Source organism: Salmonella sp. FC25216, from assembly GCF_057751355.1.
Genome location: NZ_JBDGON010000004.1, coordinates 110,094 through 123,665, shown reverse-complemented (window position 1 = coordinate 123,665; position 13,572 = coordinate 110,094). Strand labels below are relative to the sequence as shown.

Here is a 13,572-nt window from a genome sequence, read left to right as displayed (position 1 = left end):
GTATGAAAATTTTGGTCATTGGCCCATCCTGGGTGGGCGACATGATGATGTCGCAAAGTCTCTATCGCACGCTTAAGGCGCGCTATCCCCAGGCGATAATCGACGTGATGGCGCCAGCCTGGTGCCGTCCGTTGTTATCGCGTATGCCGGAAGTTAACGAGGCGATACCCATGCCGCTGGGCCACGGCGCGCTGGAAATCGGCGAGCGCCGCAGATTGGGCCATAGCCTGCGAGAGAAGCGCTACGATCGCGCCTGGGTGCTGCCAAATTCATTTAAATCGGCGCTGGTTCCTTTCTTTGCCAATATCCCGCACCGTACCGGCTGGCGCGGCGAAATGCGCTATGGCCTGCTGAACGATGCGCGCGTCCTTGATAAAGACGCCTGGCCGCTGATGGTGGAGCGCTACGTGGCGCTGGCCTATGACAAGGGTGTGATGCGCACAGCGAAAGATCTGCCGCAGCCGCTACTCTGGCCACAGCTCCAGGTTAGCGAAGGTGAAAAGTCGCTGATGTGCAGCGACTTTTCGCTATCTTCTGAACGTCCTCTGATCGGCTTTTGCCCCGGCGCGGAATTTGGTCCGGCAAAACGTTGGCCGCACTATCACTACGCCGAACTGGCAAAACAACTCATTAACGAAGGGTATCAGGTCGTGCTATTTGGCTCGGCAAAAGACCATGAAGCCGGAAATGAGATCCTGGCGGCGCTGAATAGCGAGCAGCAGGCATGGTGTCGCAACCTGGCGGGGGAAACCCAACTGGAACAGGCCGTCATTCTGATAGCCGCCTGTAAAGCCATCGTCACTAACGATTCCGGGCTGATGCACGTCGCGGCGGCGCTCGACCGCCCGCTGGTCGCGTTGTATGGCCCGAGTAGCCCGGATTTCACACCGCCGCTGTCTCATAAAGCCCGAGTGATTCGTCTGATTACGGGTTATCACAAAGTTCGTAAAGGCGATACGGCGCAAGGCTATCACCAGAGCCTGATCGATATCACGCCGCAGCGGGTTCTGGAAGAACTTCATCCGCTGTTATCGGAAGAGGACGTTTAATGCGGGTTTTGATCGTTAAAACGTCATCGATGGGCGACGTGTTACATACCCTGCCTGCACTTACTGACGCGCAACAGGCGATTCCGGGGATTCAATTTGATTGGGTTGTCGAAGAAGGGTTTGCGCAAATTCCGTCCTGGCACAATGCTGTCGATCGCGTGATTCCCGTTGCTATTCGCCGTTGGCGCAAGGCCTGGTTTTCCGCGCCCATCAAAGCGGAACGCACAGCCTTTCGTCGGGCAGTATGCGCATACCAATACGACGCTGTGATTGATGCGCAGGGGCTGGTGAAAAGCGCTGCGCTGGTGACGCGTCTGGCGCACGGCATAAAGCACGGTATGGACTGGAGTACAGCCCGCGAACCACTGGCCAGCCTGTTTTATAACCGTAAACACCATATCGCAAAGCAACAACATGCTGTTGAACGGACGCGCGAGCTGTTCGCCAAAAGTCTGGGATACGATAAACCGCAGTCGCAGGGCGATTACGCTATCGCAAAACATTTTCTGCATGACCAGCAGACGGTCAACGATCCGTATGCGGTGTTTTTGCATGCCACGACCCGCGATGATAAGCACTGGCCGGAAGCAAACTGGCGTGAGCTTATCGGTTTGTTGGGTAACGCCGGATTACGGATAAAACTGCCCTGGGGCGCGCCTCATGAGGAAGCCCGCGCTAAACGACTGGCCGAAGGCTTTAACTATGTGGATGTGTTACCGCGCATGAGCCTGGAGGAAGTGGCGAGAGTGCTGGCTGGCGCAAAATTTGTCGTATCGGTTGATACCGGCCTGAGCCATCTCACCGCAGCGCTCGACAGACCGAATATTACGCTATATGGCCCAACGGACCCTGGGTTGATTGGAGGTTATGGGAAGAACCAAATGGCATGCTGCTCACCAGAACAAAACCTGGCGAATTTAGATGCCGCGAGCGTATTTGGAAGGATTCATTAAAGAGACACTGTCTTATCCCAACCCTATTGTGGAGAAAAGATGCTAACCACATCATTAACGTTAAATAAAGAGAAATGGAAGCCGGCCTGGAATAAAACGCTGGTTTTTCTTTTTGTTGCCACGTATTTTCTGGATGGTATTACGCGTTATAAGCATTTGATAGCCATACTTATGGTTATCACCGCGATTTATCAGGTCTCACGCTCACCGAGAAGTTTTTCCCCTCTTTTCAAAAATAGCGTATTTTATAGCGTAGCAGTATTATCATTAATTCTTATTTATTCCGTACTCATATCGCCAGATATGAAAGAGAGTTTCAAAGAATTTGAGAATACGGTACTGGAAGGCTTCTTATTATATACTTTATTAATTCCCGTGCTATTAAAAGATGAAACGAAAGAAACGGTTGAAAAAATCGTACTTTTCTCCTTTCTAATAAGTCTAGGATTACGTTCACTGGTAGAAATAGTCCTTTATCTTCAGGACTATTCCAGGGGAGTGATGCCATTTACAAACTATGATCATCGACATATATCTGATTCAATGGTATTTCTGTTTCCAGCATTATTGAATATCTGGCTATTCAGAAAAACATCGCTCAAACTCGCTTTCTTTGCGCTGAGCGCCGTCTATCTGTTCTTAATGTTAGGCACTCTGTCGCGGGGTGCATGGCTGGCAGTTTTAGTGGTGGGCATTTTGTGGACGATTTTGAACCGCCAGTGGAAACTAATGGGAATTGGCGCTGCTATACTGGTTATTGCTGGTGCTTTGGTTATCACTCAGCAAAGCCATAAACCAGCTCAGGAGCGGCTACTGTATAAATTACAGCAGACAGATAGCTCATATCGTTATACTAACGGAACCCAGGGTACCGCGTGGATACTTATTCAGGAAAACCCGGTTAAGGGCTACGGCTATAGTAATGATGTTTATGATAGTATTTATAATAAACGCGTTGTCGATTATCCAACGTGGACCTTTAAAGAATCTATCGGTCCGCATAATACCATTCTGTACATCTGGTTTAGTGCTGGCATATTGGGTCTGGCGAGCCTGGCCTATTTATACGGCGCTATTATCAAGGAAACAGCAAGCTCTACCTTTAGGAAAGTAGAGATAAGCCCCTACAATGCTCATCTTCTATTATTCTTATCTTTCGTCGGTTTCTATATCGTTCGTGGCAATTTTGAACAGGTCGATATTGATCAAATTGGTATCATTACCGGTTTCCTGCTGGCGCTAAGAAATAGATAAAAAAACGCGCTGATACTTATTACGGTATCAGCGCGTTTTCCACGTCAGTATTAAATCACTTCTCAAACCAGTTTTTCATTTGTTCTTCAAAACGCTGCGCTACATTTTCCCAACTGTATTTTGAAAACACCAGGGACTTTGCATTTTCTGCAATCTGGTGGCGTTCCTTATCAGCAAGCGCACGGTTAATATCATTAATCATGCTGTCGCTCGACATAGGTTCTGCGAGGTGATAGCCCGTTATACCATCTAACACAAACTCGCCAATCCCCCCTTTTTTGCTGGCAAGAACCACTTTTCCTGCTGCCATCGCTTCTACAGCTACCATGCAAAATGCTTCTTCAACCTGGGAGGGAACAATAACCAGATCGGCTATATGATAGAAGTTATGCATCTGGTCAGGAGATTGTCCACCTGCCATAATGCAATCAGTGCCAATCCCTTTTGCGGCATCCAGTACTTTCTTTTGATACTCTGCTTTTTCTCCCTTACGGCTTGCATAAGGATCGCCAACAACGACAAGTTTAATATTACTTCTTAAGGTACGTAATTTTTTGAACGCCTGCAAAAGCAACAGGATGCCTTTATCAGGCGAAATCCTTCCGGCATATAAGAGAACGGTGGCATCTTCCGCTATATTTAATTGCTGACGAAGATTATCTTGTGGGTTTCTTTTATAAGTTTCAGCACAAAAACCGTTAGGCACAATACTAACATCAGCGGCGGGCAATCTTTCTTCATAAAACGCTTTAAGAAACTGACTGGGCACGATAATTTTTGCATTATTATCAGGCAGTTCTGGTTCAAATGCGTTATGCATGTGCATGACCAGTTTTGCATTCGGATTACGCTCTCTAAGCTGCCGATACAGTTTCATACTATTATGAATAACAATGACGCTATCTTCCTGGGTAGTAACTTTATCTCTAATATTAAGGATGCGTTGGGAATAGGGTAATGGGTCGAGACGAGTCCATTTCTGAAAAAGGCGCTTATAAATTTTACTAAACCCAATGTAATGGATATCACAGTTATCGTTTACTTTATTATATTCAGGATAGCCAGCATTCTTTATACAAGCAATAGAAGTCGGTATTGAAAGCCGTTTAGCAACCTGGTAAATCCAGGTTTCTACCGCAGCCGCCCCCCGTGGAGGAATTGAAAATATAGGAGTAACAGTAAATATGATTTTTTTAATCATAATAGCTTTAATCCAGAATAGTTAGACTTGTAGAAAAAGAAAAATGTACCGAAAGCGGCACAAAATAGTGAGTTTTTAGTATTTAGATGATTTTATCGTAATATATTTCATCCTCAAGTTCTGAGGCTTTAATATATGGAATAATATCGTAATGAATTGCAGTATCATCTGATAAATTAAAGATATTTAAATCACTGACATTTTTTCTCATAAAAGTAAAAAATGGCAGTATTTTAAACAGATCTTTACTAAGCTCAGAAGGCATAGGGCTGGAAGCTTCGTCATAGAAACGTGGGCAACTCCCCGTTAAGTCAAGCCCAGAACATATAATACGGCCGTACTTCAGGGAATAGGCAACCTGAATAGCGGTATAAGCAATGGTATGACAAGAGCAATAGCCGATACTGATATCTTTGCAAAACCCAGTCAGTCGTCCTCTTTTTGAGAGAGGGACTGAAATAAGTAATGCTTTATAAATCCGCTTAAGGAAATTAAATTTAATTTTCTTTAAAAAGCCCCCTTTTTCTCGGCGATAAAAGGAGCGAATAATTAAACAATTTTCTTCAATATATTTTTTATCATCCGCTGATGCCTGTTCGTACACATCAAGATTGACGATAGTAAACTGACTATTACTACTAAATTTATAAAAATCTTCGCGCCGGTGATGGAGGAATCGAACATCCGTCAGGAGGTACAAAAATGGCTTGACATTATTGTTTAGCAAATATTGAACAGAACCATTGACTGCAATGACATCTTTCACTCGTAACAAGGACAGCGGCGTCTTTCTGGATGTGGGACCAGAAAGAAAAATAATACAATCTTCAGCCGTTCTTTTCGCAATAAGTTGCAGAACATCGGCGTGAGTTATAAAGTTAACGCTGCCCATAAAAAACTCGTATGTTTATCATGCAACCTATAAATAAATGTTATAGTCAATTACTAATATTACATCTCAAATTCTCTCCAGTATGTCATAACGTTACAGCAAATAAAAGCCAGCCTGTCCCTTAAACTAAACTAAACGTGCTACATTGATCAGCGCCTTTCCTTACCCTTAATACGGCGAAGGAAATTTCGAAGTTTTTTCTTATAAATCAATAAGTAAAATCCGATATCTTCTACATTATTTTTAATACCATAATGTCTTTCTAAATCAATACGATCCTTTGCTTGTCGTTGTCGAGAAGGTCTTTTTCCGGACAAATCGATAATTCTGATCTCATTACCTTGCAGGATAAAATTACCTTTATGGGGATCGCCCGAAACCATACCGTGCTGATGCAGAGAATATATCGACTGTTTGATTTTCTCTCTCACCTCGTCAGAAATTTCTGGCATATCAACAAGCTCAATACCTTCGATATACTCAATTAGCATCACATATGTTTTTACATAGCGTAACGTTTTAATTTCCGCCAGCAGGTAAAAATCATTAAGCGCCTCAAACCCTTCCCGCCGTACACGATCTGTCTGACAAAAAAGCTTTTCGTAGTAATCTCCTTTTACCAACGATTTGAAAAAGCGTTCAGTATTTTTTACTTTCGGACTAAATACTTTGAGAATATATTTCCCGTAGTCTGTATTAATCAATACAACTTTTGTGTCTTCTATATTACGAAAGACTTTAATAACCTGATGATTATAAGATAGAAAATCTTTGAATATCTCAATGTATTTTTCACCGTCTTTTTTGACAAAGACCGTATAGTTTTTAACCTTTTGTTCAATAATCATAATGGAGATTTAGGGAAGGGAATTATTTGTGGAAAAGTTTACGATAAAGATATGCGCTTCCAGCCAGAAGGCCTTTGAAGTAATGACCCTGCACGAAAAGATGTTTATATCGCTTCTTAAATTCAACGATGGTACGCGCATCTTTTGCGGGAAAATCTTTCCAGGGTGAGTTCAGGCGTGCATTTTTGTAATAGATAACTGAAGGATAATTTGCCCAGGCATGCCAGGGCTTAGTTGCACCCGTATAATGAATTAAAATAGTATTCTCATTAATTATATTGCTATATTTCTTATGTGTTCTGTCTTTCAACTCACTTTTGATAGTATAAATAGTATTATACGGTCGTGGTAGGAAAACGACTTTATTCTGTAGAAGAATATTTAAAACATCCTGATCAGGATATTTAAAAGAATCTGCGTCTTTACCCGCCAGGAGTAAAAAGGCTTTTTCTGTTAAGGCATTCTCTTTCCATAATTTCAGGTTAACAAAAACCACGCCGGAGTTAAAATAACCACCTTGTAAATTAAATGTTCTTAATCTCTCATTTACCTTATTCTGGATGGAATCAACATCTTTCACAACCGCAGCAATCTTCTCTGTCAGATCAAGCCGTAGAAGATCTTGCAAAGAACCTTTGCATACAACATCGGCATCCAAATAAAGTAATGTGTTTACCTTCTTGCTAAGATAATCGAAAGCAAATAAACGAAAATACATTGCTCTTGACCATACTTTAGTTTGAGGCAATACCTCAAGGCTTTCTACTTTAATAAGATAAAGAGAGATTTTAATGTGGTGCTGTACGGCTAAACGCTCTATATATTTAACAAAACACGGGGAGTATGAATCACAAATAATGTGAAAAGCGAGCGGGATATTATTGTTTAATACAACTGAAGCAATTGACACCCCTACACCATCAAGATAGTTTTCATCAACACCATAAGAAATGTTTAATACGTTATCATCATTATTATTACTTTCATCAAAAACTTTATATTCAGTTATTTCTATCTCAGGAAATGAATCCATTACATCACCTATGGGTTTTATTCAAGAAGTTTACGTTTAAAGTAGGCTATATAATAATTTATACCCGAAGTATAATGCTTCTGATTAAACATATGCTTCGCCGCATAACGTAATTGATGGCTAGTGACTGGATTTAACAGTGCGCAATGAGACCATGGTGAGTTGCTCTTAGCCTGTAAAAAATATTGTGACACCGGATAAGCCCCCCAACTATGCCAGGGCTTCGTTGGTCCGATATAATGAACAAATACAGTCTCAGCATCAACTGGATTAATAACTGAATCTTTTAATTCATAGTTAAGACTAAATTGCGTATTAAATTTTTTATCAACAAAACGCGCTTTATTCACTAATAATATATTTAATACATCCTGATCAAGGTGTGTTATGCGCTGTACCACCTCCGGATCTTTTAGCATTTCAATCGCTTTCTTAGAGATATTTTCTGCGGCCCAAAGAGGTATATTAATTAAGATAAAACCGGCATTAAAATAGCCAGAAACCAGCCCAGGCGTTGCCAGGCTAACCGAGCGCTTAGTCCACCATTCCAACTCGCCTTCAGCAACGACCGCCGCAATCTCATTTTTAGCGAAATTAAGATCAATAAGTTCCTGAATACTTCCTTTACATGCAATATCTGCATCCAGATAAAGCACTCTATCTGTTTTATCTGAAAAATAGTCGGCTATAATGAATCTAAAGTATGTTGCATAGGTCCAGTTTTTGGTACTGGGTAGCGATTTTAATCGCTCACAATCAATTAAATAAACAACGATCTGCGTAGCGTACTGTTTTGCTAATGCCTCAAATCGCTGCCGGTCTTCAGGGCCAAAGGAATCGGTAAAAACATGGAAAGCTAACGCCTTCTCTGGATTAGCAAGGAGAATCGATGCAATAGAGACACCACAGCCAAAAAGAAAGTTTTTATCAATCCCATAAGCTATATTAAATTTATTAGCATCACTATGTTGTGCATAGTTATAATCTAAAGTCTGTTGAATGACTTCTTCTTCAAAATATTTTCTGCTCATAGTGATCACTTTTGTAATTTCGAGAATATCGCATTATAAAAATTTTTAAAATATAGCACATCGTAAAATCTCTCAATCGTGCCGGGAATTATATCGTGCTGATATTTTACTTCACCGGAAATAACTCGATTAAGATGTCCTACAAAATCATCTATAGCACCCGGCGTGTAAAGCTCACCATTCAAACCGGGTTTAATCATATCGCGCGGACCAGACATACAATCAGAACTAATACACGGAATTCCATATGACATTGCTTCCAGCAGGGTCATAGGAAATCCCTCAAATGCAGAGGTAAGTAGTAACGCGGTGACATTTTTTATTTTTTGCTGTACGACTTGCCACGGCGCGCTTTGCCAACCATACCAGATCACACGCTGCTCAATACCAAGCTCCCGGCTATAGGCCTGGCACTTTTCAAAATCTGAGCCATCACCAATAATATGTAGCTGCCATTCCCCTGTCGTTCGAGCCAAACCATCAAATAAATCTTTAACTCTTTTCTGCCCTTCAAATTTAAGACGCCCTACATAGAGAAATACAGCGGGCTTATCGCGCTCAGGCGGCGGCACAATGATTGTTTTACTAGAGACAGGATTATAAACGACGCTAATATCTTGCGCTGAGATCCCCCGTGCCATCATCTGTTCTTTAATACCACTACTGATGGCCAGATGATAATCTGCGTACGTTATACATTCCGCATGTTTTTTATGGTCGAGAGAAAAATGCGGCCATGAGAAAATAGTAAACTGTTTACCACTTTTCTTTCGTGCTTTATTGGCATAAAGACATGAAATAACATCAATACATATCACAATATCCGGTGACGTTTTTTTCAGCCACTGACTAAAATTATAAACATGTCTAGCTCGACGCAGAAAACTTAATTTTATATTTGAGAATGATTGCGCATATTTAATCTCTTTTAGCCATGCTTTATCCATTTTGTCATTACGACAAAAGAAAAACATTTCACAGTTGATTTTCGGAGAGTTGTTTTCAAACGTATGGATAACGTTACTAATAACAGTTTCCATCCCTCCAAAACCAGATACCGCTTCGCCAATAAACGTTATTTTCATAATATTCTTATGAATTAGAAAGTTAATATTATAAGCACCTATTAATCAACCTCAATAAATTAAAGGAAATTATAGTTGTATTCAGCTAAATCAGACATCTCTTTAGAAAGTGGTTGCCATGTTAAATTGTCAATTTCATTAAGCGCTTTAATAAATTCGTCATGTGTTCTGACACAGCTTGGTAAATTAAACATCTTATTAATTTCATCCAGTTTTGGTGTATTAGATGAAAAGCATACTGTTGGTGTACCAAAACACATTGCCGCAATAGAATAATGATATCTTCCTGAGATTAGTACTACTGAATTCTTAATAACAGATAGCCAGTCAGTAAAAGACTTCGCATCATGAATAATTAGTTCAGGCATAAATTTTTTCAGGCTTTCGATTACATCTGGCTCCTCATTATTCATACCAGATGGAGAGCCGACAAGATAAACTAATTTGTGATTTTTATATTTCTTTAAAATCTCACCAGCTATAAAAGATGAATTTTCTTTATTATAATTAACCGCACCAGATAAACATACGTATTTTTCTTTATACAAACTTTCTGGGATTTCGCTTTCAACCTTTCTGACAAGTAACGGCAAACTATCAAAAGACAAAGTAGAATCAATACCTAATATATTAGTAATTAACTCATGCGATTTTTTTTCTCTTGCCGCAACATAATTACATCGTGAATAAGCACACTTATAATAATAAATTTGTTTCTCATTACCCAATTTAGGATAACAGGAATGATTTATTAGATAGACTTCTTTTTTAAGTATATCTTTTGCAACATGAATTATAAAAAATATAAATCTTGTTGCTGTATGAATACTATTAATAGTTCCTTCACCATTTATTATAACGCAATCACTTTTTAATAATGAATCCCATAACTCAGGTAAGTTTTTGCGAAGATGTTTGCTATAATAATAGCTAGCTAACCTCCTTATTAACTTATTCTTACTGTACACTAGCAGACTTTTTTTGGGTGAGTTTTCTATCTTACTACCTTCTTCGCACGAAAAAGTGACTATTTCATTAATACCACGAAGCCTTAAACTTTCTTTTATCGCAGTTGATGTTCCATAACATCCCCAATGATAAGAGTTACCTGTATCGTTTATAATTAATACTTTCATGACATGTAGTCCAAATCAAATAATAAGTCAGTATAATAATTTAAAGATTTTTTCTTATTGTTCTTTCTTTGATTCGTGCGGCTTTAACATCCGCCTGATGAATCAACCCCGATTCTTTTCGCAAAATCTCTCGCAGGGGAAGAGAGAAATACTCACGCATAAACCGGAATATATCTCGCTGAGTCAGGCCAATATTCATTGAAGAAAAATAAAGCCCAATTAAATCTTTATCACGCCAGCGAAGGGGAACGCGCTGGCGTATCTGCGCGCGATGCAGGTCGATTACGGAGATTTTTAAATCCTCTTCGCGGCCAGTGAAAGGCAAATGCAGAAGAAAGTGGCAAATATAACAGTCGCGATGGTTAATTCCCCCGACGTGCATTTTACGTACCATGGTCGCAACACGCTTAATGATCATCCGCTTCACCTGCACGTCCGGTGGATTAACAGCCCAGTCAGCGCAGTAGTCTTCAAGGCTAATCGTGGGCGTTAAATCTTCGGTGATAATAAATGATGTTCTGGTTAGCGGGTTTACACCTTTTTCACCAAAACCAACGCCGTGCATCGTATCTACCCCTAGCTCTTGCAGGCGGTGAATGGCGTGCCATTCTCTATCAGCGCCCAGTACAGGCATACGTAACGAAATCAGGTTCTTCACAATTTCTTTCAGAGAGGTGCCTTTATGCCACTTCAGGAAGTAGGTTTTGCCGTCCAGCTCAAACCGCAATGTTCGACGCGTTTCCAGCTCTCTGAACACTTCGCCCTGTAACGTTTTCACTTCCTCAAAAGCATCTTTACCGCGCCATAGTGTGGTTAACGGCGCTTTCAGCTCAACCATCTAAATCACCTGTAATAATATCTGCGGCCTTCTCCGGTAAGCTGTATAAATCCTGGGTATCAGCATAATACCGCGCATTTTCAGCCCAGGCGCTGCGTAAGGAAGGCTGTGTCAGCGCTTTGAGTAAAACCTCATTTAGCACATCCTGACGGAAAGGTTCAGCCATCGCTTCGCCACAGTTTGCATCCACAATATAATGTGCATAACCGCACACCGCGGTTGTCAACACCGGCAAACCAGCAGTAATGGCTTCCAGCAAAACAATACCAGCGGCTTCCTGATAGGCTGGATGCAGTAAAAGGTCGGCTGCCGCCATTAATTCCGCGATATCACTACGTCCGGAGAAAAAATGCACATTCGTGCCGACGCCGCTTCTTTCAGCCAGTGCTGCAAACTTCTTCGGCTTATCCTGTCCGACAACATAGAGCACCGTATTTTGTCGTAAAGATTCGGGTAGCGATGCCAGCGCTTCAATAGAGCGATCTACACCTTTACGGGTAAAGTCAGACCCTACTTGCAACAGTAATTTTTGCTGTTCTGAGATACCGTTTTTCTGACGATAAATTTGACGACTGTTCGGGATCTGTTGGCTATATTTTCTGTCCGGGTAAATCCCCGGAGGAAGAATATGGAAACGTTCCGCTTCAGTCTGATAATGTTTTTGGAAGTCAGCAATCTGCTTATTCGTCAGCATTAATAATTGCGTCTGCTTGCCGTGTTCAAACGTGGCGCGTTCAAAAGCAGCATAATGCCGGTAACGTGATGTCAGGCGATAGAAAAAACCTTTTTCCTGTGCGACTTTTTCGGCGTAACACACGTCCGCGGCATAATACACATCAAGGCCCGGCATCTTATTGAATCCAACAACCCGATCGACGGGATGGTCGCGCAAATGGTGTTGTACCCAGGCATAATATTCTGCGTTACGACCGTGGTTCGTACGGGATTTAACCGGCACGCGGATTAATTCAAAGTTATCCGGGCATTCCCCCTCCCATGTCTGAGTATAAACACGAACCTGATGACCTCGCGCCGCCACGGTTTGGGCAATGCGCATAAAATCACGCTGCAGACCACCAAAAGGAAAATATTTATATAAGCAAAAGGCAACTCTCATAGCAGGCTGTCCAAATCTATTGGGCGTGCCTCATGCGGCAGCATTTTTTCCGTCGCAGCGATAACATCTTCAGCCGGAATAACGGAAAGGTATTTTTTATTACGATCAAGCTCATGCCGTTCAGGCATCGGCTGATAATTCCCTGCCCAAAACTGAATCATGTCGTCGGTCCAGGGACGCCAGAACACATGATCCGTCGCGCCGAAAAGGCAAATGACCGGCGTTTTGACTGCTGCGGCGATATGACCGGGGGCCGAATCAACGCCGATAAACAGATCCGCATGGTCAATCAATGCGCCCAACTCAGGAAAGCGAGTTTTACCCGCCAGACCGGTAATCGGTTTTGTCTCACAGCCGCGTGCAATATCATCCACGCAGGCCATCTCGTCTGCGGCCGGGCCTGACGTCAGTACAACCTGATAGCCACGGCGCTGCACGGCATCAATAACCTGAGAGAATTTATCGTTATCCCAGCACTTAAATAGCTGCCGTGCCGTAGGCTGAATAACGACATATTGCCGGGTTACGCCAAGTTGTTTGAGCTGTTGTCGCATGTTTTCCCAATGTTCCGGGCGATAGCTCATGGTGGTTTCCGTGACATACTGTTTTAGCGCTAACGGCTTTAGCGCGGATAACGTGCGCTCGACAGCATGCTCTCCCGCATAAGGCACTAAATGCGTAAAGCTCTTTTTCCATAAAGCAGACTGACGATTACCGAAATCCTGCGAGATTTTTATTTTTGCGTCTAAAAAACGCACAATAAGCGCCACGCTCCACTGATCGGTAAGATTGACAACCAGATCATACGGGTTAGCACGCAATTTTTTGATCAGCGATAGCGCGTTTTTAATCTTCTCTTTTGTTCCTGCGCCTTTGTTACTGATGCCATAGAGTGCATTAATCTCCGGATTTTCCGACAATATCGGTATGGTGTTCTGATAAAGAAGCACATCGATTTTTGCATCGGGATAATTCTGCTTCAGCGTACTGATGACTGGGGTGGTAAGTAACATGTCTCCATGAAAACGCATTTTTATAATCAGAATTCTTCGAAATGGCTTTTCCACAAGCGACTCTTTGGTTGAAATTGTCCGGATAAATAAGCAGAAAAAAGCACGCTACCGCCCCAGGCTTC

13 protein-coding genes are annotated in these 13,572 nt (G+C 42.0%); 3 read left to right on the top strand and 10 right to left on the bottom strand.

The annotated features are described in order from the left end of the window. Positions 1–2 precede the first annotated feature (2 nt). From rfaF to rfaL, 3 genes are read left to right on the top strand one after another with little or no spacing between them, the layout of a single operon-like run. The gene (gene rfaF / locus AC3G3F_RS09800; protein ID WP_023247309.1) at positions 3–1,049 is read left to right on the top strand and encodes an ADP-heptose--LPS heptosyltransferase RfaF; all 1,047 of its coding nucleotides are present in this window, start codon (positions 3–5) and stop codon (positions 1,047–1,049) included. Continuing rightward, positions 1,049–2,002 carry a lipopolysaccharide heptosyltransferase RfaC gene (rfaC, locus tag AC3G3F_RS09795; RefSeq protein WP_053509329.1) on the top strand — a complete coding sequence of 318 codons (954 nt, stop codon included), beginning with the start codon at positions 1,049–1,051 and terminating at the stop codon, positions 2,000–2,002. Before rfaF ends, rfaC begins: the two co-directional genes overlap by 1 nt. 39 nt (positions 2,003–2,041) lie before the next feature. After that, on the top strand, positions 2,042–3,256 hold the full coding sequence (rfaL, locus tag AC3G3F_RS09790) for an O-antigen ligase RfaL (protein ID WP_053509328.1): 1,215 nt from the start codon (positions 2,042–2,044) through the stop codon (positions 3,254–3,256). 55 nt (positions 3,257–3,311) lie between these two features. Here rfaL and AC3G3F_RS09785 read toward each other — a convergent pair whose 3' ends face one another. From AC3G3F_RS09785 to rfaQ, 10 genes are all read right to left on the bottom strand, one after another. Continuing rightward, complete coding sequence (locus tag AC3G3F_RS09785; RefSeq protein ID WP_023247306.1) at positions 3,312–4,457, bottom strand: lipopolysaccharide N-acetylglucosaminyltransferase; 1,146 nt, start codon at positions 4,455–4,457, stop codon at positions 3,312–3,314. Between the two features lie 82 nt (positions 4,458–4,539). Then, positions 4,540–5,349 (bottom strand): 3-deoxy-D-manno-oct-2-ulosonate III transferase WaaZ, encoded by an 810-nt coding sequence (waaZ, locus tag AC3G3F_RS09780; RefSeq protein WP_053509324.1) that lies wholly within the window; start codon positions 5,347–5,349, stop codon positions 4,540–4,542. Positions 5,350–5,498: 149 nt separating this feature from the next. After that, on the bottom strand, positions 5,499–6,197 hold the full coding sequence (gene rfaY / locus AC3G3F_RS09775; protein ID WP_023247304.1) for a lipopolysaccharide core heptose(II) kinase RfaY: 699 nt from the start codon (positions 6,195–6,197) through the stop codon (positions 5,499–5,501). A gap of 22 nt (positions 6,198–6,219) precedes the next feature. Continuing rightward, complete coding sequence (rfaJ, locus tag AC3G3F_RS09770) at positions 6,220–7,230, bottom strand: lipopolysaccharide 1,2-glucosyltransferase RfaJ (RefSeq protein ID WP_070801573.1); 1,011 nt, start codon at positions 7,228–7,230, stop codon at positions 6,220–6,222. A gap of 17 nt (positions 7,231–7,247) precedes the next feature. After that, positions 7,248–8,261, bottom strand: a complete 1,014-nt coding sequence (gene waaO / locus AC3G3F_RS09765; protein WP_023247302.1) for a lipopolysaccharide 3-alpha-galactosyltransferase — start codon at positions 8,259–8,261, stop codon at positions 7,248–7,250. A gap of 5 nt (positions 8,262–8,266) precedes the next feature. Next, on the bottom strand, positions 8,267–9,346 hold the full coding sequence (gene waaB / locus AC3G3F_RS09760; protein ID WP_226296027.1) for a lipopolysaccharide 1,6-galactosyltransferase: 1,080 nt from the start codon (positions 9,344–9,346) through the stop codon (positions 8,267–8,269). 59 nt (positions 9,347–9,405) lie between these two features. Further along, positions 9,406–10,482 carry a polysaccharide pyruvyl transferase family protein gene (locus AC3G3F_RS09755; protein ID WP_488394900.1) on the bottom strand — a complete coding sequence of 359 codons (1,077 nt, stop codon included), beginning with the start codon at positions 10,480–10,482 and terminating at the stop codon, positions 9,406–9,408. A 40-nt stretch (positions 10,483–10,522) separates the two neighbouring features. Then, positions 10,523–11,320, bottom strand: a complete 798-nt coding sequence (rfaP, locus tag AC3G3F_RS09750) for a lipopolysaccharide core heptose(I) kinase RfaP (protein ID WP_070801572.1) — start codon at positions 11,318–11,320, stop codon at positions 10,523–10,525. Continuing rightward, complete coding sequence (locus AC3G3F_RS09745) at positions 11,313–12,437, bottom strand: glycosyltransferase family 4 protein (RefSeq protein WP_053529937.1); 1,125 nt, start codon at positions 12,435–12,437, stop codon at positions 11,313–11,315. The genes rfaP and AC3G3F_RS09745 overlap by 8 nt, the downstream gene beginning before the upstream one ends. Then, the gene (gene rfaQ, locus AC3G3F_RS09740; protein ID WP_071790770.1) at positions 12,434–13,504 is read right to left on the bottom strand and encodes a lipopolysaccharide core heptosyltransferase RfaQ; all 1,071 of its coding nucleotides are present in this window, start codon (positions 13,502–13,504) and stop codon (positions 12,434–12,436) included. The genes AC3G3F_RS09745 and rfaQ overlap by 4 nt, the downstream gene beginning before the upstream one ends. Positions 13,505–13,572: the final 68 nt, after the last annotated feature.